The following is a 20,973-nucleotide window of genomic DNA, read 5'->3' as shown; positions in this document are numbered from 1 at the left end:
ATTCGGATTAAACCACATAGGAGGAATAAAAGGTTATATAGGAAGTTACTTAAGCTATAAATACAATGGCAAGGAATTACAGGAATCCGGTTTCTATGACTATGGTGCAAGGATGTATATGCCTGACCTGGGAAGATGGGGAGTGATTGATCCGCTAGCGGAATTATATAGAAGGTATTCGGCGTATAACTACACTGTAAATAATCCAATAAAATATACCGATCCAGATGGGCGTGGAGTAGAACATTTTGGTAAAAAAGCTGAAGAGATGGCCAGAAAACTTGAGAAAAAATTAGATAATCAGATAAAAAAGTTAGAAAAAAGTAAGGGGGGTGATAACAATGAAAGAATTGTTGAATTGCAAAAGTCAAAACAAGATATTTCTGATATGCGAAATGACAAAGCCACAGAATATGTGTTTGGTAAGGCAGGAGGAAAAGAAGATGTAAATAAAGATTAAAGGAACATACAATACAACCTCTACAAGTGAGGGTGTAGTTACAATGTTTGTTGGAAGCGATACTGGATTAACTCTCCATGAAGTAAGGCATGGTGGACAAAATGCAAGAGGGGAATACAACATTTCAACAGGTCAGGGATACGGTGTTAATGATGAAGTTGATGCGTATAAAGCACAATACTCATACGATGGGAAGTTTATCTATAATTCACACAATATTAAGGATCAAGGGAATCCTTTAAATCAAAATTTGTTTAAAAATGGTATTTTTCCGGCTACATCCATTTTAAATATTAGTAGTATTAATTCAAAAATGATTAACGATGTTGGTGTACCTCACCAAGCAAGAGGTTTTTATGGTATTATTCCATTATATCCTCCAGAGGGAATAACTGAGACACAATTTAATTCCAATTAATTATATGAAAGAAAAAAATTTTATGGTTTTATTTTCGTTAAGTTTAATATCTTGCAATAGTTATTCTGAATATATTTTTAAAGATAATTATCAGGTTAGGCTTCTAAATAATAACCACAGTATTATCTATTTAGTCGAAAATGAGGCAAAACTAGACTCTACAGTAATTTGTTATAAAAAAGAAAACCTTAAGTTGAACTTGTCAAAAATTCAATTCAATTCTTCCACAAAAAGCAATAGACATGTAAGTATTAGAAAAAAAATTAAAACCATACAATTTGGTAAAGATTCTTCGAATAATGTACATTTCAAAGTTTTCGAAGATGCTCGTTTTGCTATTGTAAATAACAGTTTATCAACAATTGATAGTATCTGGCTTAAAAGTAACGTAAGATAAGTACAACTTATATAGGATCACTTTGCTCAGATCGCGTTGTTTACCCCATTCAAATGAAACCGTAATCTATGATTCTTCAAATTATGAGGTTAAAAAATAAAATTGTTTTTATGCTTGTCACCTGCATGCTTTTATCATGTAAAAGAAAAAGTAATATTAGTGAAGCTATTACAAAAGAGGCCGAAGAAATGGTAGCTAAAACTTCAACTAACAAAAGTAGAAGCGTATTGTATCTTTATACTGATGTTGTAGAAAAGGACTCTTTAATTGGAATAGCATATGGACTACCTGTGTATGAAAAGGATAAATATTATTTAAAAATGGTTAACACTACGCCATTGTTAATTGAACAAAAAATTTATAAAACATATTTCCAAAACGAGGAGTTATTATTGTGCAATAATCACAAGTACTTTAGAAGTGAAACTTATTTCCCTAATATCGGAGAGCCATATTATGTAAATATATATATTTATAACGGTAAAGTAACAAATATAGAACATCAAAACGTCCCTGAATAAAAATAGGAACCGATTATTCATTTAATATTGTACCTGTAGAGACTTCCTTGTCTATTTGAAAAGTGGAAAATAGACTAATCAAACGGTTAATCCTGAACAAACTCAGAAGATTGATGAATTTTATGGTATGCCGAATGGTGTCTCTGTGTTGCATGAAGTAATCGAATCCTATCTTGGTGGAGTAAATTCTCCTGGTAGTGGTATTCCAACTTTTGATAAGACTACTGCGGAATTTAAAGCGTACGAAAAAGCTCATAATGAAACTGAACGAATTGATCCAAGACATATTGCTCCTGTTAAATCACAAGACCCGGTAGATGGAAAACTATATATTAACAAACCACACCCAATTATCCAGGAATTAATGTCGAACTACTAATAAATGATTTATCTAATAAATGAGAACTATAATAATAGACAGCCTGCTGTTAATGATATTCACGTCTTGCTCTACTGAAAAACTGGTGCAAAATAATACAACTTGTGATTGTCTAATTTTAAGTCTCAAAGAATATGATTATGTATTTAAAATAGAAGCCTTAAATCAAAGGAAAGACACTATTGTAGTGCTTTCTTATAAAGATAATTATTATACAAAAAATAATTATAGACAGCCGGATTTAGAGGTGTTAGAAGAAATAAAGGCGTTTCATCATTATCGGTTTAAAATGGTTCCAAAGAAGCCTACAGTGTCGACTATGGAGCAACTTGGTGCATTTATAATTGTAGAAAAGGATACTTTATTACAAGCTCGTAGTTATAGAGAAATACCTTCTACTTTTGTCTTAATAAACTCTAGAGGCAAATTCTTTGGCGAGAATAAAAAGGAAAATTAACGGATTTAATTATAGAAATCAAATTTTAGCACTATCGTTTTTTTTATTATTGGTTTCCTGCTTACAGGAAATCAATAATAAAAATTAATAGACAAATTATCCTCAATTCAAAATGGTTTACCATCACCATATTTTAATTATCATTTATATCTTAAAATGGACAACGATAAAGTGGTGAGGAAGCTGGTAAAATAAATTTTGGTTCTTACCAGGCTAGAGATTGGCTGGCAGATTTCAGTAAAGCAATGTCTGATGGTAACGAATTCAAGGGAGCTTTTTTTGCAAGAATGGGTTACGCCTGGAATGGAGGTAATGGAAATAAGTTTGATTATAAGACACAAAATGGTGGCGGGTTGTACGCTGGCTCACAAATAGCAGAAGGGGTATACGTTTCAGCCAGAGATGTTGGAAACTTTGCAGCAGGTAGGGCAGCTTCAATAACAGGACAAAATAAAATGGATTTCATGTTGAACGCAGGAGGATTTAATCTATCAGGGAATAGTAAAATGGGGCTAATTTTTAACAATTCGTATTGGAAAAATGAAGCATTAAAAAGAGGTTTCCCAACTTATGGTGAAAACTTTAACTCAAATCTATTTCAGCGGTTGGGCTATGAAAATGTGACGACAGCCGAAGGAATAATCAAAAAACGCAAATAATATGGGGAGATCGAAAATAATAAATATTTGTTTACTTTTATTACTATTGTTATCTATTATAGGATGTGGAAACTCCAGTTTCGATAAATTGGAAGGTCCCGGTTTTTCTTATCAAATACTTGCAGGAAAAACAGAGATAGTACGTATTAGATATACAACAGATGAAGGAGCACCGTCAATTCAATTATTCGATACTAAAGGGAATCTTAAAGAAAAAGTTACTATTGCTCCTTATATGGGCTTAGGATTGACCGCAATGAAAAATAACACATTACAAATAACATATACTGTTGGACAGAGTGATCGTAATATATTTTTACCTTGGTTCGAGAGAAACAAAAATATTAATCCTAGTCACATAGGCAATTATTCAATTCGATATAATTATGAAATACAAAATGAATATTTAGAAAATAAAGGTTCGGAAATAGATTCATTATATATCGATAAGAATACACAAATGATGTCTCTATTTTTGAAACAGAAGTTAATTGTTAAAAAACCGATGTATTTATTTAGGGTTAAATATTCTGAAGTTATACTTTATGATCCTGAAAGTAAATCACATACACCATATATGTATAAAGAGAAAAAGAATCTTGTTAATGATTATTTAAAAAAAGTCCTTGGTTTGTATTGATGTTGGGACTTTTTATGACACGATACTTGTACTAAACAAATTCGGATTAAACCACATAGGAGGAATAAAAGGTTATATAGGAAGTTACTTAAGCTATAAATACAATGGCAAGGAATTACAGGAATCCGGTTTCTATGACTATGGTGCAAGGATGTATATGGCTGATTTAGGTAGATGGGGAGTAGTGGATAATTATAGTGAGAATTATAATTCTATGTCACCTTATAATTATGTTGCTGGAAATCCAATTAAATTTATTGATATTAATGGTGAATGGATATATATTAATGACGAAGACGGTACTCAATATAGGTATCATAACGGGGCAACTCAACATCAGGTAAATGGGAAATGGACAAATGTTGATGAATCTACTAAGCTATCTGATTATGTAGTAAAAGCTGTAGCCGGATTAAATTATTTGGATAAAAATACTTCTATTGGAAATACAATGATTAATTATTTTGATCAGGGGCAGGGTAAAGATGGCAAAATGAGAGATAATATTGTAGATTTAAATACATTGTCAACAAAAGGAGTTTGGACAACAGCAGGAAAAGATGGTCAATATTCTCCTTTATATACGACAATTGGGCACGAAATGGCACATATTTACGGATATTTTGCACTAGGTCAAATAGCTCAATCAGATGAAAGATTTGGAGACGAATCAACCACAGCAGAAATTTTTGGTACACATGCTGAGAATATCATAAGAGCAGAGACAGGGCTTCCATTGAGAACCCACTATAAAACAATTATAGATGGTGTTGGCAAGCAGTTTCCTGCTAATGGTAGTAGATTAATAGATAGTGTTGGAAATAGTATTTTTTATAATTCATCTGGTAATCAGATAACTCCTATTCCAAGTCTTGAAAGTGTACTTAGGGTAAATAATAGCATACTACAAAACAAATACAACTATTATGGTGGAGCTGTTATATATCACTTACAAAAATTTAAGAACTTGGGTCATTAATAAATTAAATGTTATTTTATGAGAAAAATTATTGTATTGTTCACTATAATTGTGTTTTACTCTTGTCAATCTCAAGAAAAGATATCCCTTCAACAAATGAATGAATATTTATTGAATAATAATTTTATATCTTTTGGTCAATTGGACTCTATTGAGAGTAAAGGCATGAAAGAAGCTTTAACAAGACATAGATTATTGGGAGCTCAATCCTGTAATATTATACCTAATAAAAAATATTCGCATATTTATATAGAAGACGGTTTCAATGATCAGTATGGGTATTACAATGGAATTCTTGTTATGGATAACAAAGATGTATGTGAGATAACAACCAGTTCATATAAATTAAATGTTGATAGTCTTTCCTATACTAAAATTAAAGATGGTAATTTTATATTATATACAAAAAAAACATCAATAGAAGATTTTAAAATGAAATATCCTGACGAATACTTTAGATATGAGATTGTAGTTCAGGATAAAGTGAACGATTTAAAAAAATGTCTTGCATCAGACCCATATACACCAAAGCCAAGAATTCATGTTCGAAGTTATTATTTTGCAGATAAGAAGTTAAAGAATTATGAACTCATACAAATGAAATATACCGATATCAAAGATGGTGTAATAGGTATTCCGTATTTTAAAGAAGAAAAGAAAAAAGAGTTTATCGATTGTATAAATAATTTAAATATTTTAAAAGTTGGAAAATAAATCCTGTAAGGTAATTTCCTCGCTCTCGTGGTGAAATAATAATAAAAAAACCACTGTTATTTAGCAGTGGTTTCTATGTTCTAAAACAGCAATATTATTGTAAATAAAACTCCAAATGCGATATCTAGGCATTTGAACATTTTACAGAATTACGGAAAACTATATTTATACAAAGATCATTTGGGCAATGTGAGGGTAAGTTTTGGAAAAAACAGCGCAGGCGCTCTTGAAATCACGGATGCCAATGATTATTATCCGTTTGGAATGAACCACCTCAATACCGGTAATGCATTCTTTGGTCGGGATACTTATAAGAATTATAAATACAATGGGAAGGAATTACAGGAGAGTGGAATGTATGATTACGGAGCCAGAATGTATATGGCGGATATTGGAAGATGGAGTGTTGTGGATCCGCTGGCGGAAAAAATGAGAAGATGGTCACCGTACAATTATGCTTTTAATAATCCTTTGAAGTTTATTGATCCGGATGGAAGAAGTCCTTTTACGGATTATTATAATTTAAAAGGGCAGCTCACAAAACATGTTGAAGATGGAAAACTTGATAAAAAAATAGTTTTAACTACCAGTAAAAAAGAAGCTGATACTGATGCCGCTATTAGCGCAGGGCATGTTATTAATCAGGTATCTAATGATCAATTAAAACAAATTGATGATATATATGATTTTGCTAAAACAGATAAAACAGCTACTGAAAAAGGATTTTTCTTTGGTCAAGGTGGCAAATCTTCAAAAACAGTCACTGGAGAAAAAGCTGGAGAAGTAGGACCTAAAGAATGGGCAGATGCAAAAAAGGATTTAAAAGAAAAAGGAGATAAGCCTGCTTCTGATGCACACTTACACCCTTTGCATTATGACAGTGAGGGTAATGTGACAAGTTATGGAGCTCCTTCTCCTTCAAATACAGATAAAGACCCTAAGAATATGTCTAGTAATACACAGCCATCAATGGTTTTGGGATGGACTGAAAATTAAGGATCATTACCTTCTGGTCAAATAGGAGGAACACCTTCTCCAAATACATATACTCCTACGGTAGGATTTTATAATACTAGTGGTTCGATTATTACAATAGACTATTCGTCATTTAAAAAAGCAATGGGAAAAATAAACAAATAATTATGAAATATTTAATCTTTTTTTTACTAGTATTATTAATGAGTTCTTGTACTTCATATATAGATTTACCCAAAAATAGCATAAATAATAATAGTATGATACTTGAGTATGGTAACAGTGAAAATAAATTTAAGTATATAAATAAAGTAAATGTCTCTGCAGATCACGAACTATATTTTACAACTAATTTTTCAATAATTTTACCTAAGGGTATAATAAATTGGACGAGGAGCAATAATAATTTTTTCTTTGAATATAAGGATAAACAAATGATATACATATATTCTGCTTATAAGAATGAAGGAAAAGAATCTAATGATTGGAAACTGTTAGAAGTTGAGGGTAATGAAGTGGATAATTTTTTAAATAATTATTGGGAGAAAAGAGGATATAAAGAAAAATATTTATTGGAAAAACATGTTGGAAGAATATCTAAACTTTATACAAATGGAAAATATAAAATATTGCTTTATAATATAAAAACTGAGAAGCTTTCTGTATTTATTCGGAGTGCAAAAACATTTACTATAAACATGTAAAATAAATATTAAAGTAATAGGTTATCTCAATTTGAGATAACCTATTGTTTATTAGATATGGAGCAAGAATGTATATGGCGGATTTAGGAAGATGGGGAGCAATTGATCCATTATCAGAAATGTATTATCCATTTAGTCCTTATTCTTTTGCTGCAAACAATCCGATTAAATATATTGATCCCAATGGAATGTGGATTGACATCAAAGATGGTGATACTACTTATCGTTATAACGGTGGAAAATTATACACACAAAATTCGGAGACAAAAAAATGGGATGTTGAAGCGACAGTTGATAGTAATAGTTATGTTGGACAAATATTTTCTGCACTGCAGTCAATGACAGGGAGTAATAGTGATTCCTTCGGAAGCAAATTCCTTGGTCTCTTTGAAAATGATGATATCAATGCGACGATTCAGGATAGTAAAAGATTTCAACTTGAAAGATTTAGAGGTAAAAATTTCACATTAAACAATGATATATATACCGGCTTCAATCAAGAAGTAAATATCTATACTTCTATGTTTGGTGAAAGTTCAAAAAGACGTGATTCTCCTTTTCATGTTACATTATTTCATGAATTAGGCCATACATGGCTAAACCAGATTGGATCTAAGGAAGAACTAGGGAAAGTTTGGGTAGATGGTGATGAGTATAATTTGGAGGGAAGTATTAAACAGTCTGAAATAGCTGCATCTTATATTGAAAATCTTCTTCGTTCAGAACAAAATCTACCTATAAGAACAAGTTATAGTCCCGATGCGGCATCTGCTTCAACATTAGTAAACTCTATTGTAAGGAGCCCTGCAATAAATAAAACTAACGGTGGTATAAATTCAAATGTAGAAAGACGAGTTTTTACTATGCCTGCAAGTGTACAAGTAATTTATAATAAAATGCTTAATAATAAGAAATAAATATGAAAAAATATCTTAGTTTTTTAATTTTACTATTTTTTGTAAGTTGCAATCCACTATTAAAACAGTATAAGGTTTTAGAAACGGATAATTATAGAAAAGAAATATCTCATAAGAAATTCACAGCATTAAAATCGATTCTTAATAAAAGCGAGAGAAAACCAATACTGATCGTTTCTTGGGATAAGAGTATGCTTGCAACTGAAAATTTAAAAGGAATAGCATTATTATACAATCCAGGCACCAAAGAGAAAAAAATTTTTAAAATTAATATCAGCGATGTCACAACTTTAGAGGAAATTAATTCTGTCCAACTAAATACCAGAGAATATAAAGAATTTCTTTATATTCTAGATGAATATCTAAAAGGGAACGAAGAATATTTATTGCAATTACGGGATTCGTTTAGTAGTTCGGAAGTCAGTATGCCATTCTACCTCTATGACTTTTTAAAAAATAAAAAGCTTAAAATAAGTTCATTTGTATTAAATGAAAATAGAAAAGCTATACAATAATTAGGTCATTATGTAAATTGTATCACAGTGGAGCCACCTGAGCAATTGGGTGGTTCTTATATGTATCATAATGGGGCAACTCAACATCAGGTAATGGGAAATGGACAAATGTTGATGAATCTACTAAGCTATCTGATTATGTAGTAAAAGCTGTAGCCGGATTAAATTATTTGGATAAAAATACTTCTATTGGAAATACAATGATTAATTATTTTGATCAGGGGCAGGGTAAAGATGGCAAAATGAGAGATATATACTTTAACTATACAAATGGAGATTCACAAGTAAAATATGGGATAAGTAATATTGTAGATTTAAATACATTGTCAACAAAAGGAGTTTGGACAACAGCAGGAAGGGATATTGAAAGCACTCCATTATATACAACTATTGCTCATGAAATGGGACATGTTTATGGATATTTTGCTTTAGGAGAGATATCTCAACCTGAAAATAGATTTGGCCCTAAAAGTACAACTGCAGAAATTTTTGGTACTCATGTTGAAAATATTGTTAGAGCCGAAACTGGTCTTCCATAAAGGACACATTATGGGAGCACTTGCATTGATTCTCATTGTGTTCCAAATACTGAAGGTCGTTTAATTGATAGCGTGGGGGCAGTATATATTATAATATACAAGGAAATGCTATCTCCCCTACACCTAGTATTGAAGAAATTATTAAAGTAAATAATAATATATTACAAATAGGTTTAATTATAATGGTTCAGCAGCATTTTATCATTGGCAAAAGTTTAAAAGTAAAGGATATTAAAAATTGTAATATGAAAAATTTTATACTATTCCTAAATTTATTATTATCTATCGGTTGTTCCTCACAGAATAAAATATCATTTAGAGAAATGAACGACGATTTACTTAAGAATAATCATATATATTATGATGTAACCTATAAAGACCCAGTAACAGTAAAAGGAATTAAAAATACGCTCTCAAAGTATAGGTTATCAGGGTTAAAATCCTGCAATATTAATCCTGATAAAAAATATCCTAACATTTATATAGAAGATGGATTCCATGATGAAAAAGGGTTCTATAATGGGATGATTATAATGGATAATAAGAATATTTGTGAAATAACAACTAGTCCATATAAATTACAAATGGATAGTCTTTCATATAATAGAATTAAAGAAAATAATTTTGTTTTTTATACGAAAAAGGTGCCTAAAGAGGAATTCAAAAAAAAATATCCTGATGAGTACTTTAGATATGAACTGGTTATTCAAAATAAAGTTGAAGATTTCAATAAATGTCTGGCAATAGACCATTACACTCCTAAATCAGTTATATATGCTAAAAATTATTTTTTTTCTGGGGGGAAGTTATTTAATTATGAATCTATACAAATAAAATATACCGATATCAAAGATGGTGTAATAGGTATTCCGTATTTTAAAGAAGAAAAGAAAAAAGAGTTTATCGATTGTATAAATAATTTAAATATTTTAAAATTTGGAAAATAAATCCTGTAAGGTAATTTCCTCGCTCTCGTGGTGAAATAATAATAAAAAAACCACTGTTATTTAGCAGTGGTTTTTATGTTAAAACAGCAATATTATTGTAAATAGAACTCCAAATGCGATATATCTAGGCATTTGAACATTTTACAGAATTACGGAAAACTATATTTATACAAAGATCATTTGGGCAATGTAAGGGTAAGTTTTGGAAAAAACAGCGCAGACGCTCTTGAAATCACCGATGCCAATGATTATTATCCATTTGGAATGAACCACCTGAAAACAGGAAATTCTTACTTCGGTAGTGGTAGTTATAAAAACTACAAATACAACAGCAAGGAGTTACAAGAAACAGGAATGTATGATTATGGAGCGAGAATGTATATGGCTGATCTAGGAAGATGGGGAGTAGTAGATCCGCTAGCGGAAAAAATGAGAAGATGGTCACCATACAATTATGCTTTTAATAATCCAATAAGGTTTATTGATCCGGATGGGAGGCAGGGAAAAGATATTATTATATTAACAGCAAATGGATCTTTTAAAGCTTCAAAAGATTTGTTATATAAGACACCTGAAGGGAAAAGACTTTGGGATAAATACGGTACAAGTAAGACAGATGATATATATATAAATTCTAAAAATTTTGGCCCTAATTCTAAAACTGTCGCAACAACATTGGATGATGTTAACTCTATGGGATTTGTAAAAGGTGGAAAAATAAAAATTCCAGAAGTATATAAAAATGCATCCGTCTTTGATAATTTAGATGTGTCTCAATCAGGAGATAAAAAGATTCATTTGGTGGCTTTAAATGAAAATTATTTTAAAGATAATAATGCTGAAAGATATACTGTAACAAATACTGATGACGAAGGAAATCAAAAAAGTATAGGTTATAATAATTATGATTTGGCAGAAAGTATTCATCACGAAGTAAAATCACACATAGAAGATTCAACTGGTGATGCTGATGCAGGTTACGTAGAATATGGAGCTGATGCATTTAAACTCTTATCCCCACGTGCTACTGGATCTCCTTCAGATATAATTGTAAATCAACTTTTAAAAGTTAGAGAAGAAGAAAATAAAAATAGAAAAAATGATAAAAAGAAATAATTTTATAATACTCTTATACATAATACTCATAGGTTGCGGTACAAATAAAATGAAAGGTCAAATTTTGGAATTTTATAAGCCAATTGTAATAAGTTATCTACCAAAAGTATTAAATAAGGAAAAGGTAGACTTGGGAATTTTTGACTATTTTAAACAAGATACTTCTAAGATGAAGTATGAATATTTAAAATATGATTCAGATGAAGAAAGTGTATTTAAATATGATAATGAGAGCAAGTCTTTTCAAAAAATAATTTGTTTCAAATCAGAGAATTTTAAATCTAAAGAAAAAATAAAATTAGGAATCTTTCATGAATTTAATTTAACTAAAGAAGACTCTAAAAATTTTATTGCTTCTTCTCCATATGGTAAATATCCATCACATATTCAAATAATTAAATCTATTGAAATTCTCCAAAAAACAAAAAAGGTTCTCATTTTAAAAATAAATTATCAAGACGAATTTGAATGGGAATATTTTGGAGTATTAGTCTTAACAGACTATAAATATGAAAATTTAGAATTTGATGAATAATTAAAATATATTTATATGAAAAGGATATATTATTTAAGTTTTTTACTTTTTCTTATTTTGTTTTCATGTGAGAAAAGTAAGCAGAATGTATATAAATTATCGGCGATAAATTTTAATATTGAGATGAAATTAGAAAAGAATAATTCATTTTTGAGAGAATATAAGCGATATTTAGTGATTTCTTCTAAAGATAATAATGAAATAGAGTCAGTAAGGTTAAAAGATGATAATGGTACAGGAGCAAATAGTTATCTTTATGAGGATGTAGGAAGTTACATAATTATTGATTGTGATGGAACTTGGTATTCCCTAAACAAAAAAACGGGAGATTTACATTTGATTGGAAATTTTTGGTTAAAGTATCCTCCTAAAAATTATTTAGGTACGTTTGTATTAACAAGTAGTAATAAAAAAATCAATTTTATTAAACAGGAAAAAATAAAATTAAATGACATTTATAAATATGGGGGAGGATAATTAATTAAGGTATAATTGTTTTCTCAGCTTTATAATCCGTAAGCAGATAAAAACAAAATTTTGCTCACAAACGATTGCATTGTGTGGCAGATGATAAGTAACCTTGTATCTTATGAGTTTACTTATAACTATAAGTACAGCGAGAAGAAATGTATATGGCTGATTTTAGAAGGAGAGGAACGGAATATAGATTAATCACTTAAAATTTATTTTCAAAAATTATTGAAAATTCAAAAAATACAATTATATTTGTATCAGAAATTTAAAAGGTAATACACATGAAACTGTCAGAGGCCAAAGAAAAATATATTCAGACCTGGGGTACATTTGCCACCAACTGGGGGATTAACCGTACTATGGCGCAGGTTCATGCATTGTTACTGGCCAGTGAAAAGCCGTTATCCACTGATGAGGTAATGGAACAGCTGGAAATTTCAAGAGGAAATGCCAATATGAACCTTCGTGGGTTAATGGACTGGGGTATTGTTAAAAAAGAACTGATTAAAGGAGACAGAAAGGAATACTTTGTTGCGGAGAAAGATGTCTGGTATCTGTTCAAGCAGATTACCAAAGAACGCAGAAAAAGAGAAATAGAGCCTGTAATTGCTTTTCTTGAAGACTTAAAAGATATTGAAGATAAAGATTCGGAAGGAGCAAGAGAATTTATTAAGCTGATGGAGGATTTCAGCTCAGTAACCGGAAAGATCAATAATATTATGGATCTGGCGATTAAAAGTGATGATCACTGGCTGGTAGGGAAAATAACGAATCTGCTGAAATAATAAGAGGATGAAAATCCTTTTTTATTTCTCTTTTGTTTTCAAAATTTATTGAAAGTTTTAAATAGATAATAATTATGAAAAATATTATTATACATATATTTCTGATCCTGTATTTCAGTAAGAGAAGAACCCAATAAAAATAACCATCATGAAAACATTAAAAAATCATACCCTTATCTATGACAGTGATTGTCCGATGTGTGCCCTGTATTCCAATGGATTTATAAAAAGCGGAATGCTGGACGGGAACGGGAGGGAAGCCTTTACAGAACTTTCGGTTACCAATAAAAACCTGATTGATTTTAACCGGGCAAAAAATGAAATTGCGCTGGTAGATCACAGCAGGAGCAAAGTAACCTATGGTTTAGACAGTCTTCTTTTGATCATCGGGAATTCATTTCCTTTATTGGAAAAGCTGGCCAGAATACAGCCTGTGTATTGGTTTTTCAAAAAACTATATTCTTTTGTTTCCTATAACCGGAAACAGATTATTCCTTCGGTAAAAAGTTCTGCTGAAAACTCCTGTACCCCGGATTTTAATCTGAAATACAGGATTGTATATATCATCTTTGTTGCCGTTTTTTCTGCTTACATTTTGAGTTTGTATTCCGTAAAAGCAGAATTGGGCTTGCCACGGAACTTTGGAAGGGAAATGGCTGTTTGTGCCGGTCAGATTGTCTGGCAGATCCTCTTTTTGAGAACCTACCTGAAAGATAAAATATGGGAGTATCTCGGAAATATGATGACTGTTTCCTTACTGGGAACTTTACTTCTGCTTCCTGTCGTATGGCTGAATCTTAATTCCGGCTTTTATTGGGTTTACTTTGGAATAGTGGTTTTCGCCATGTTCCTTGAGCATATAAGAAGATGCAAAATCTTGAAGTTAAATTATTTCCCCACCGTTTCCTGGTTACTCTTCAGGATAACAGCGCTGGCAATTATTCTTTGGACAACTTTTTAAATAACAAAATCTTTTGATCATGTCTGAAATTTATCTTGAAACCCTTATTGATGCTGATATCCACACAGTCTTTGACCTTGCCCGGGATATCGATCTGCACCAGAAGTCCACTTCCGGAACTGATGAAAGGGCAATAGCAGGCCGTACATCCGGTTTAATTGAAAATAATGAAACGGTGATCTGGAAAGCGAAACACCTGGGCATTTACCAAACTCTTACCACAAAAATTATCAGCATGGAAAAACCGTTTCAGTTTACAGATGTCATGCAGAAAGGAGCTTTTAGATCAATGCACCATCAGCATCTCTTCAGCGAAACCGAAGGTAAAACACTGATGACGGATATTTTTAAATTTGAATCCCCGCTTTGGATTGTAGGAAAGCTTTTCAATGATATCTTTCTTACCCGTTATCTCAGAAATTTCCTGATCAGAAGAATTGAACTCATAAAAGCCACTGCAGAATCTGTCAGAGTTCATACCGCTAAACATTGAATTCAACCTTAATACAGACAATTATGAATTTCCTGAAAGCCGAATGGCGGAAGCTAGCCATTATCAATTATGAAATAGATCCCGAAGTATTGGTGAAATATTTACCGCAAGGGACAGAACTGGACTTTTACCGGGGAAAATGTTATGTAAACCTTGTAGGTTTTATGTTTCTAAACACAAAGTTATTGGGCCTTGCTATCCCTTTTCACCGGAATTTTGAAGAAGTGAATCTCAGGTTTTATGTGAAAAGGAAAGAGAATGACCTATGGAAAAGAGGAGTGGTTTTCATTAAGGAAATTGTGCCTAAGCCTGCATTAAGTTTTGTAGCGAACACGATCTACAAGGAAAATTACCATACAATGCCCATGAAAAACCTGATCCATGAAAGGGATGATGAATTGCTGATTACCTATTCCTGGAAAGAGAAAAGCTGGCATTCCGTTCAGATTACTGCGGAAAACCAAAAACAGCCTATGGAAACAGATTCAGAGTTCGAATTCATTACAGAGCATTATTTCGGGTTCACCGGAAAAGATAATAAAACCTCTGAATACGAAGTCTGCCATCCGAAATGGGACTGTTACAAGGTAAAGGATTATCAGCTGAAAATTGATTTTAACAGGATTTACGGACAGGATTTTAAAGGATTAAATACCCGGGATCCGATTTCTGTAATGCTGGCGGAAGGTTCTGAAATTATAGTAAAAGCAAAGAAATACCTTGTATAATTATAATAAAAAAGTTGATGATGCCATCATCTGCTCCGTATTGATCTTTCATCCTGAATTATTTAAACTAAAAAAACAATAAACAATGAAAATAGTCATAGCCGGCGGTACCGGATTTCTCGGTGAAAACTTAGAAAGATACTTTACAGAAAAAGGAAATGAGGTATATATCCTGACCCGTAAGCCGAGGCGTAAAAATGAGATCTGCTGGAATGCTGAAACTGTGGGAGACTGGAAGGATATTCTTGAAAAAACAGAAGTTCTGATTAACCTTACCGGAAAATCAGTGGACTGCCGGTACCATGAAAATAACAAACGGGAAATTTATACGTCAAGGATTAACAGCACCAGGGTTTTACAGGAAGCTTTGGAACAGTGTAAGGATAAACCCAGGATCTGGTTTAACGGAAGTTCAGCTACTATTTATATCCATTCGGAAAAACACCTGAATACCGAAGAAAACGGAATTATAGGTGACGATTTTTCCATGAACATCTGTAAAAGCTGGGAAGAAGAGTTTTTTAAGGTTAAAGACAAGGCCACAAGAAAAGTAGCCCTTCGCACTTCAATTGTCCTGGGAAATAACGGAGGTGCTTTTCCAAAGCTGAAATTGATTACAAAACTGGGGCTTGGTGGAAAGCAGGGAGGTGGTCATCAACGGGTAAGCTGGATTCATATTGATGATTTCTGCAAGGCAGTGGACTGGGTGATCACTCATGAAAATATCGAAGGGGCGATCAATATAACAGCGCCTGCTCCGGTCCCCAATGAAGAGCTGATGCGGAAACTCAGGAGACATCTGAAAGTACCTTTCGGTATGAATGCTCCTGTCTGGCAGCTGGAGCTGGCTTCTGTATTTCTAAGGACAGAGACTGAACTGTTGCTGAAAAGCCGGAATGTTTTTCCCGAACATCTCCTTAAAAGCGGGTTTCAGTTTTCCTGTCCGGATCTGGATAAAGCCTTATCCCATCTTTTGAAAACCTGAATTGCCATTCTGTGAAAGATAATTAAATTAGCAGAAACGATTTTCTATGTTTCTCAGATTAAAAAAAACGAAAACCCTTCTTCTCTCATCGGTTATCATCAGTGCAGGCCTTTTTTCGCAGGCACATGATGTTTCACGCGGATATGAAAAGCCTTCAGACCCTCTTGTAGCCAGGAATCTGGAACAATGGCAGGACCTGAAATTCGGATTGTTCATGCATTGGGGAACCTATAGCCAATGGGGAATTGTGGAAAGCTGGAGCTTATGCCCTGAAGATGAATCATGGACCCGTAGAAAACCGGAACATGGAAAATCTTATTATGAGTACGTTAAAAATTATGAAAATCTTCAGACTACCTTTAATCCGGTCCGGTTCAATCCACAGAAATGGGCTGATGCGGTTAAAAGGGCAGGAATGAAATATGTTGTTTTCACCACAAAGCATCATGACGGATTTGCCATGTTTGATACCAGGCAGTCTGACTATAAAATCACCTCTTCCAAAACTCCTTTCTCCAGAAATCCGAAAGCTGATGTAACAAAAGAAATTTTCAGCACTTTCAGGAAAGAAGGATTCAAAATCGGCGCCTATTTTTCAAAGCCGGACTGGCATTCTGATGATTACTGGTGGTCCTATTTTCCGCCGAAAGACAGGAACGTAAATTATGACCCGGAAAAATATCCTGAAAAATGGGAAAAATTTAAGCAGTTTACATTCAATCAGCTGAATGAAATTACTTCCGGTTATGGCAAGATTGATATTCTTTGGCTGGATGGAGGCTGGGTGCGCCCCTTTCATACTATTGATCCGGCAGTTGAATGGCAGAGAACCATCAGGGTAGAACAGTCCATTGATATGGATAAGATCGGAAATATGGTCCGGAAAAATCAGCCGGGAATTATTGTTGTAGACCGTACTGTTCCCGGAAAATGGGAAAATTATGTGACCCCTGAACAGGCGGTTCCTGAAACGGCCCTTTCAGTTCCATGGGAAAGCTGTATAACGATGGGCGATTCATTTTCCTATATTCCCAATGACAATTATAAATCAGCTCAGAAAATTATTGAAACACTGGTTAAGATTATTTCAAGGGGTGGAAATTACCTGATGAATATAGCTCCGGGACCAGATGGAGATTATGATCCGGTAGTCTATGAGAGACTAAATGAAATTTCAGTATGGATGGATAAAAACCAATCTGCTGTTTTTTCTACCAGAAGCATTGCCCCTTATCATGAAAAAGATTTTTACTATACCCAAAGTAAAGACGGCCATACCTTAAATGTTTTCCATCTTAATGAAGGAGCCGAATACCATGCACCTGAAACCCTCGCTTTTACAGTTCCTGAAACCCTTCATCCAAAATCACTGAAAGTATTAGGAATTTCTGCTAATGTCCGGTGGGAAAAGAAAGGCAATACCATTCAGGTTAAACTTCCGGAGCAAAAAGCTGATCTTAAATATGCAGCAGTAATCCAGATAACATTATAAATTATATACAAACAAAGACAGAAAATAATATTCTGTCTTTGTTATAAAAAATAAGTAATAATTTAATTTAATATTTTCTGGCCAGTAAAAGGTTTAGCAGGAATGTTCCTGTCCAGTTACTGTTATTGGTTCCATTAGCTCCGATAAAGTCTACGCGGGAAACAGAAACGGTAAGTCTGGTTCTGCCTCCTGTTCCGCTGTTGGTAAGGCTTACAAAAGATGCTGTAAATACATCAGGGAAACTGGAATTGTTCCCGGCAGTAAGAATGGGATACATATTGGTGACATTAAAAGGAGTGCCCTGATACTCATACACAACAGTCATTCTGCTGGTATTTGAATAAGTTGAGGTATGTGCATAATTTACTGATGATTTACTGACTACCCACCACCGGTCTGTACCGGTTCCTGTATCATAAGAAGTATTGGAGTGGTTGGTCCAGTCGGCAACACCTGGCGATCCGTTGCCATGGGGTGGAATAGACAGCTGTGCGCCATATATTTCCACATTACTTGGCTTTGGAAGAACTGTAAAAGAAAGATCCCATGTACCGCCCGTCGTATTGCTGTTATTGACAACTTCTGCATAAGCACCCACAGGAACCACAAAAGAAGAAACCGGAGTATTGTCTATCCTCAGGGTATTTCCGCTGGAAGGCTGAATCGTGAGATTAGAGGTAGAGATGTTTTTTATTTTATAAATCCTGCCCGTATAGCTTGAGGTTCCGCTTCCTATGACCGGAAGTGTAAAGGTCGTATTGCCTGTCCCGTTATACGTGATATAGTGATCCGTATCCGTAATGGTATATGAAGTAGCAGTTACTTCTTTATATCCGGCTCTTAAAGATCCGTTAATCGCTAAGGTACTGTTGGGAGTGGTGGTATTAATACCTACTTGTGCATTCAGGGTCAGTCCCCCGAATAAGAGAATCGAAATATACTTTTTCATTTTGTTTGTTTTTGTAGGATAAAAGTATAAAAAAAAAGCATATGTAAATGTCTTTATATTAATATTTTATAATGTTTTTATTATGTATATCTTATAATGGTGATGTTTAAAATATTAAAAGATCAGGCAGTTTGCAAAAAAGCTCTTGAAAACGCTGCTTCGGACAATAAAGGATTGATATAAATAACCGTTCAGGGATTAATTGTTGAGAATTTTTATACCATAAAAAACAATCTGGATATTAAAGTATTAAATATATTCATATTGGTATAATATCTGCAATTTAATAATAAATCTGAATGGATTTGGTTAATAATGAACGGATTATGAATATTTAAAATGTGTATATCATGAAAAACTTTTTAATTTTAACAATGCTTGTATTTGGCTTGTCAGTGAGTGTTTCTGCCCAGGAACGCCCGCCGCTTCCTCCTCATCCGTCAAAAAGCGAACTGATAAACCATAAAAGAAATGAACTTGATAAAAAGTACAATACCGAAAGGAAGCTGATTCTGAACCATCCGCTTTTAAGCAAAAAAATGAAAAGGGCTCAGTTACAGGATTTAGACAATAAATACAGAAAGGAAAAACAATTGCTTAAAAAAATGAAATAATAAAAGATTTTTAAAGTTATTATTGCTGAAACCATTGAAATAAGGCAGATAGTAATTGAGAATATTTTAAATATCAAATAGTTTTTTGAAAGAGAATGTTTTTTACGTTCTCTTTTTTTGTATAAAAACCAATAAAACAGGTTTAATGATACATTTGAGGCTGAATGTAAAGAAACATGAAACATCCAATATTTTTCCTTAAATTCGCATAAAAATTTTTAAAGTAATGAATTACGATATTATTGTCATTGGAAGTGGTCCTGGTGGATATGTTACTGCGATCAGAGCAGCACAGTTAGGTTTCAAAACCGCAATTATCGAGAAAGAAAACTTAGGAGGAATCTGCCTGAACTGGGGATGTATTCCAACTAAAGCTCTGTTGAAGTCTGCTCAGGTTTTTCATTATATTAACCATGCTGAAGATTATGGTCTGAACAAGGTGGAAGCCAGCTTTGAGTTTCCTAATGTGATCCAGAGAAGCCGTGGAGTTGCCAGCAAAATGAGCAAAGGAATCGAGTTCTTAATGAAAAAGAATAAGATTGACGTAATTCTTGGTACTGCAAAAGTTCAGAAAGGCAAAAAAGTTTCTGTTACAGATAAAGAAGGTAAAGTAACTGAATATTCAGCGAACCATATCATCATTGCAACAGGAGCCCGTTCAAGAGAATTGCCGAACTTACCGCAGGATGGCAAAAAAGTAATCGGATACAGACAGGCATTATCTCTTCCTGAACAGCCGAAATCTATGATCGTTGTAGGTTCAGGAGCTATCGGGGTAGAATTTGCTGACTTCTATAACACAATGGGAACTAAAGTTACTATTGTTGAATTTATGCCAAATATTGTACCTGTAGAAGATGAAGAAATCTCTAAGCACTTAGAGAAATCTCTGAAAAAATCCGGTATCGAAATCATGACAAATGCTTCAGTAGAAAGTGTTGATACATCTGGTGAAGGAGTAAAAGCTAATGTAAAAACAGCGAACGGAAATATCACTCTTGAAGCTGATATCCTGTTATCAGCTGTAGGTATTGCTGCGAACATCGAAAACATCGGATTGGAAGAAGTAGGTATCCAGACAGATAAAGGTAGAGTATTGGTAAACGAATGGTATGAAACTTCAGTACCGGGTTACTATGCGATCGGAGATATCATCCCGACTCAGGCATTGGCTCACGTTGCTTCTGCAGAAGGAATTACCTGTGTTGAGAAAATCAAAGGAATGCACGTTGAAAAGATTGACTACGGCAATATCCCGGGATGTACGTACTGCCACCCTGAAGTAGCTTCTGTAGGTCTTACTGAAAAGCAGGCTAAAGAAAAAGGATACGAAATCAAAGTAGGTAAATTCCCTCTTTCTGCAAGTGGTAAAGCAACTGCAAACGGAAATACAGACGGATTTATCAAAGTGATTTTCGATGCTAAATACGGAGAGTGGTTAGGATGCCATATGATCGGAGATGGAGTAACTGATATGGTTGCGGAAGCTGTTGTAGCGAGAAAACTAGAAACTACAGGCCACGAGATCATCAAATCTATCCACCCGCACCCAACAGTTTCTGAAGCTATTATGGAAGCTGCAGCTGCAGCTTACGGTGAGGTGATTCATATTTAATCTGA

The 20,973-nt window shown here is 33.3% G+C and carries 27 protein-coding genes; 26 read left to right on the top strand and 1 reads right to left on the bottom strand.

Going from position 1 to position 20,973, the window contains the following annotated elements; genetic code table 11:
- The 24 genes from DRF59_RS12955 to DRF59_RS12835 all read left to right on the top strand — a co-directional run.
- Window positions 1-460 (top strand): RHS repeat domain-containing protein (locus tag DRF59_RS12955; RefSeq protein ID WP_133297273.1); only part of this gene is annotated, 460 nt, incomplete at its 5' end.
- A gap of 43 nt (window positions 461-503) precedes the next feature.
- Entirely contained in the window at window positions 504-878 is a 375-nt protein-coding gene (locus DRF59_RS12950; RefSeq protein ID WP_115960693.1) for a hypothetical protein, read from the top strand.
- Window positions 879-1,343: 465 nt separating this feature from the next.
- Window positions 1,344-1,796 (top strand): hypothetical protein, encoded by a 453-nt coding sequence (locus DRF59_RS12940; RefSeq protein ID WP_115960687.1) that lies wholly within the window; start codon window positions 1,344-1,346, stop codon window positions 1,794-1,796.
- Between the two features lie 127 nt (window positions 1,797-1,923).
- On the top strand, window positions 1,924-2,175 hold the full coding sequence (locus DRF59_RS12935) for a hypothetical protein (RefSeq protein ID WP_115960684.1): 252 nt from the start codon (window positions 1,924-1,926) through the stop codon (window positions 2,173-2,175).
- A gap of 19 nt (window positions 2,176-2,194) precedes the next feature.
- A complete protein-coding gene (locus DRF59_RS12930; protein ID WP_115960681.1) occupies window positions 2,195-2,632 on the top strand; it encodes a hypothetical protein in 438 nt (145 codons plus the stop codon).
- 245 nt (window positions 2,633-2,877) lie between these two features.
- Window positions 2,878-3,291: a hypothetical protein gene (locus DRF59_RS12925; protein ID WP_123873691.1), complete on the top strand. Its 414-nt coding sequence runs from the start codon at window positions 2,878-2,880 to the stop codon at window positions 3,289-3,291.
- 1 nt (window position 3,292) lies between these two features.
- Window positions 3,293-3,931, top strand: coding sequence for a hypothetical protein (locus DRF59_RS12920; RefSeq protein WP_123873690.1), 639 nt, complete (start codon window positions 3,293-3,295; stop codon window positions 3,929-3,931).
- Window positions 3,918-4,910, top strand: a complete 993-nt coding sequence (locus tag DRF59_RS21290; protein WP_115960672.1) for an RHS repeat-associated core domain-containing protein — start codon at window positions 3,918-3,920, stop codon at window positions 4,908-4,910. Before DRF59_RS12920 ends, DRF59_RS21290 begins: the two co-directional genes overlap by 14 nt.
- Before the next feature lie 18 nt (window positions 4,911-4,928).
- Window positions 4,929-5,624, top strand: coding sequence for a hypothetical protein (locus DRF59_RS12910; RefSeq protein ID WP_115960669.1), 696 nt, complete (start codon window positions 4,929-4,931; stop codon window positions 5,622-5,624).
- A 132-nt stretch (window positions 5,625-5,756) separates the two neighbouring features.
- Window positions 5,757-6,620 carry an RHS repeat domain-containing protein gene (locus DRF59_RS12905; protein ID WP_241505586.1) on the top strand — a complete coding sequence of 288 codons (864 nt, stop codon included), beginning with the start codon at window positions 5,757-5,759 and terminating at the stop codon, window positions 6,618-6,620.
- Between the two features lie 239 nt (window positions 6,621-6,859).
- Window positions 6,860-7,303, top strand: a complete 444-nt coding sequence (locus tag DRF59_RS12900; protein ID WP_115960663.1) for a hypothetical protein — start codon at window positions 6,860-6,862, stop codon at window positions 7,301-7,303.
- A 44-nt stretch (window positions 7,304-7,347) separates the two neighbouring features.
- Window positions 7,348-8,220, top strand: coding sequence for an RHS repeat-associated core domain-containing protein (locus tag DRF59_RS12895; RefSeq protein ID WP_262510634.1), 873 nt, complete (start codon window positions 7,348-7,350; stop codon window positions 8,218-8,220).
- Between the two features lie 2 nt (window positions 8,221-8,222).
- Window positions 8,223-8,735 carry a hypothetical protein gene (locus DRF59_RS12890; protein WP_115960657.1) on the top strand — a complete coding sequence of 171 codons (513 nt, stop codon included), beginning with the start codon at window positions 8,223-8,225 and terminating at the stop codon, window positions 8,733-8,735.
- 170 nt (window positions 8,736-8,905) lie between these two features.
- A complete protein-coding gene (locus DRF59_RS12885) occupies window positions 8,906-9,274 on the top strand; it encodes a hypothetical protein (protein ID WP_123873689.1) in 369 nt (122 codons plus the stop codon).
- Between the two features lie 245 nt (window positions 9,275-9,519).
- Window positions 9,520-10,221: a hypothetical protein gene (locus DRF59_RS12880; RefSeq protein ID WP_123873688.1), complete on the top strand. Its 702-nt coding sequence runs from the start codon at window positions 9,520-9,522 to the stop codon at window positions 10,219-10,221.
- A 132-nt stretch (window positions 10,222-10,353) separates the two neighbouring features.
- The gene (locus DRF59_RS21220) at window positions 10,354-11,337 is read left to right on the top strand and encodes an RHS repeat domain-containing protein (protein ID WP_317126574.1); all 984 of its coding nucleotides are present in this window, start codon (window positions 10,354-10,356) and stop codon (window positions 11,335-11,337) included.
- Window positions 11,321-11,872 carry a hypothetical protein gene (locus DRF59_RS12870; RefSeq protein WP_115960648.1) on the top strand — a complete coding sequence of 184 codons (552 nt, stop codon included), beginning with the start codon at window positions 11,321-11,323 and terminating at the stop codon, window positions 11,870-11,872. Before DRF59_RS21220 ends, DRF59_RS12870 begins: the two co-directional genes overlap by 17 nt.
- A gap of 15 nt (window positions 11,873-11,887) precedes the next feature.
- On the top strand, window positions 11,888-12,349 hold the full coding sequence (locus DRF59_RS12865) for a hypothetical protein (protein WP_115960645.1): 462 nt from the start codon (window positions 11,888-11,890) through the stop codon (window positions 12,347-12,349).
- Between the two features lie 278 nt (window positions 12,350-12,627).
- Window positions 12,628-13,131, top strand: a complete 504-nt coding sequence (locus tag DRF59_RS12860) for a GbsR/MarR family transcriptional regulator (RefSeq protein ID WP_115960642.1) — start codon at window positions 12,628-12,630, stop codon at window positions 13,129-13,131.
- Between the two features lie 148 nt (window positions 13,132-13,279).
- On the top strand, window positions 13,280-14,092 hold the full coding sequence (locus DRF59_RS12855; RefSeq protein WP_115960639.1) for a DCC1-like thiol-disulfide oxidoreductase family protein: 813 nt from the start codon (window positions 13,280-13,282) through the stop codon (window positions 14,090-14,092).
- 19 nt (window positions 14,093-14,111) lie between these two features.
- On the top strand, window positions 14,112-14,585 hold the full coding sequence (locus DRF59_RS12850) for an SRPBCC family protein (RefSeq protein WP_115960636.1): 474 nt from the start codon (window positions 14,112-14,114) through the stop codon (window positions 14,583-14,585).
- A gap of 23 nt (window positions 14,586-14,608) precedes the next feature.
- Window positions 14,609-15,313, top strand: coding sequence for a YqjF family protein (locus DRF59_RS12845; RefSeq protein ID WP_115960633.1), 705 nt, complete (start codon window positions 14,609-14,611; stop codon window positions 15,311-15,313).
- A gap of 85 nt (window positions 15,314-15,398) precedes the next feature.
- Window positions 15,399-16,298: a TIGR01777 family oxidoreductase gene (locus tag DRF59_RS12840; protein WP_115960630.1), complete on the top strand. Its 900-nt coding sequence runs from the start codon at window positions 15,399-15,401 to the stop codon at window positions 16,296-16,298.
- 46 nt (window positions 16,299-16,344) lie between these two features.
- Window positions 16,345-17,790, top strand: a complete 1,446-nt coding sequence (locus DRF59_RS12835; protein ID WP_115960626.1) for an alpha-L-fucosidase — start codon at window positions 16,345-16,347, stop codon at window positions 17,788-17,790.
- Window positions 17,791-17,857: 67 nt separating this feature from the next.
- Here the strand turns inward: DRF59_RS12835 and DRF59_RS12830 are convergent, their stop codons facing one another.
- On the bottom strand, window positions 17,858-18,739 hold the full coding sequence (locus DRF59_RS12830; protein ID WP_115960623.1) for a hypothetical protein: 882 nt from the start codon (window positions 18,737-18,739) through the stop codon (window positions 17,858-17,860).
- 350 nt (window positions 18,740-19,089) lie between these two features.
- On the opposite strand from DRF59_RS12830, the gene DRF59_RS12825 reads away from it, so the two are divergent.
- Both DRF59_RS12825 and lpdA read left to right on the top strand, forming a co-directional pair.
- The gene (locus tag DRF59_RS12825) at window positions 19,090-19,353 is read left to right on the top strand and encodes a hypothetical protein (RefSeq protein WP_115960620.1); all 264 of its coding nucleotides are present in this window, start codon (window positions 19,090-19,092) and stop codon (window positions 19,351-19,353) included.
- A gap of 226 nt (window positions 19,354-19,579) precedes the next feature.
- A complete protein-coding gene (gene lpdA / locus DRF59_RS12820; RefSeq protein ID WP_115960617.1) occupies window positions 19,580-20,968 on the top strand; it encodes a dihydrolipoyl dehydrogenase in 1,389 nt (462 codons plus the stop codon).
- Window positions 20,969-20,973 lie beyond the last annotated feature (5 nt).

Origin of the sequence: Chryseobacterium flavum (genome assembly GCF_003385595.1) — a bacterium.
Classification (GTDB): Bacteria; Bacteroidota; Bacteroidia; order Flavobacteriales; family Weeksellaceae; genus Chryseobacterium; species Chryseobacterium flavum.
Note: the sequence above shows the minus strand (reverse complement) of the source record. Positions and strands in the feature narration are given on the sequence as shown.

Bases quoted from the DNA above. Each gene is read 5' to 3' on its own strand.
- DRF59_RS12855 (WP_115960639.1), top strand. From the start codon at position 13,280: ATGAAAACATTAAAAAATCATACCCTTATCTATGACAGTGATTGTCCG.
- DRF59_RS12865 (WP_115960645.1), top strand. From the start codon at position 11,888: ATGAAAAGGATATATTATTTAAGTTTTTTACTTTTTCTTATTTTGTTT.
- DRF59_RS12830 (WP_115960623.1), bottom strand. From the start codon at position 18,739: ATGAAAAAGTATATTTCGATTCTCTTATTCGGGGGACTGACCCTGAAT.
- lpdA (WP_115960617.1), top strand. From the start codon at position 19,580: ATGAATTACGATATTATTGTCATTGGAAGTGGTCCTGGTGGATATGTT.
- DRF59_RS12910 (WP_115960669.1), top strand. From the start codon at position 4,929: ATGAGAAAAATTATTGTATTGTTCACTATAATTGTGTTTTACTCTTGT.
- DRF59_RS12850 (WP_115960636.1), top strand. From the start codon at position 14,112: ATGTCTGAAATTTATCTTGAAACCCTTATTGATGCTGATATCCACACA.
- DRF59_RS12825 (WP_115960620.1), top strand. From the start codon at position 19,090: ATGAAAAACTTTTTAATTTTAACAATGCTTGTATTTGGCTTGTCAGTG.
- DRF59_RS12880 (WP_123873688.1), top strand. From the start codon at position 9,520: ATGAAAAATTTTATACTATTCCTAAATTTATTATTATCTATCGGTTGT.
- DRF59_RS12920 (WP_123873690.1), top strand. From the start codon at position 3,293: ATGGGGAGATCGAAAATAATAAATATTTGTTTACTTTTATTACTATTG.
- DRF59_RS12940 (WP_115960687.1), top strand. From the start codon at position 1,344: ATGATTCTTCAAATTATGAGGTTAAAAAATAAAATTGTTTTTATGCTT.
- DRF59_RS12900 (WP_115960663.1), top strand. From the start codon at position 6,860: ATGATACTTGAGTATGGTAACAGTGAAAATAAATTTAAGTATATAAAT.
- DRF59_RS12925 (WP_123873691.1), top strand. From the start codon at position 2,878: ATGTCTGATGGTAACGAATTCAAGGGAGCTTTTTTTGCAAGAATGGGT.
- DRF59_RS12930 (WP_115960681.1), top strand. From the start codon at position 2,195: ATGAGAACTATAATAATAGACAGCCTGCTGTTAATGATATTCACGTCT.
- DRF59_RS12860 (WP_115960642.1), top strand. From the start codon at position 12,628: ATGAAACTGTCAGAGGCCAAAGAAAAATATATTCAGACCTGGGGTACA.
- DRF59_RS12835 (WP_115960626.1), top strand. From the start codon at position 16,345: ATGTTTCTCAGATTAAAAAAAACGAAAACCCTTCTTCTCTCATCGGTT.
- DRF59_RS12890 (WP_115960657.1), top strand. From the start codon at position 8,223: ATGAAAAAATATCTTAGTTTTTTAATTTTACTATTTTTTGTAAGTTGC.
- DRF59_RS12845 (WP_115960633.1), top strand. From the start codon at position 14,609: ATGAATTTCCTGAAAGCCGAATGGCGGAAGCTAGCCATTATCAATTAT.
- DRF59_RS12870 (WP_115960648.1), top strand. From the start codon at position 11,321: ATGATAAAAAGAAATAATTTTATAATACTCTTATACATAATACTCATA.
- DRF59_RS12840 (WP_115960630.1), top strand. From the start codon at position 15,399: ATGAAAATAGTCATAGCCGGCGGTACCGGATTTCTCGGTGAAAACTTA.
- DRF59_RS12950 (WP_115960693.1), top strand. From the start codon at position 504: ATGTTTGTTGGAAGCGATACTGGATTAACTCTCCATGAAGTAAGGCAT.
- DRF59_RS12935 (WP_115960684.1), top strand. From the start codon at position 1,924: ATGCCGAATGGTGTCTCTGTGTTGCATGAAGTAATCGAATCCTATCTT.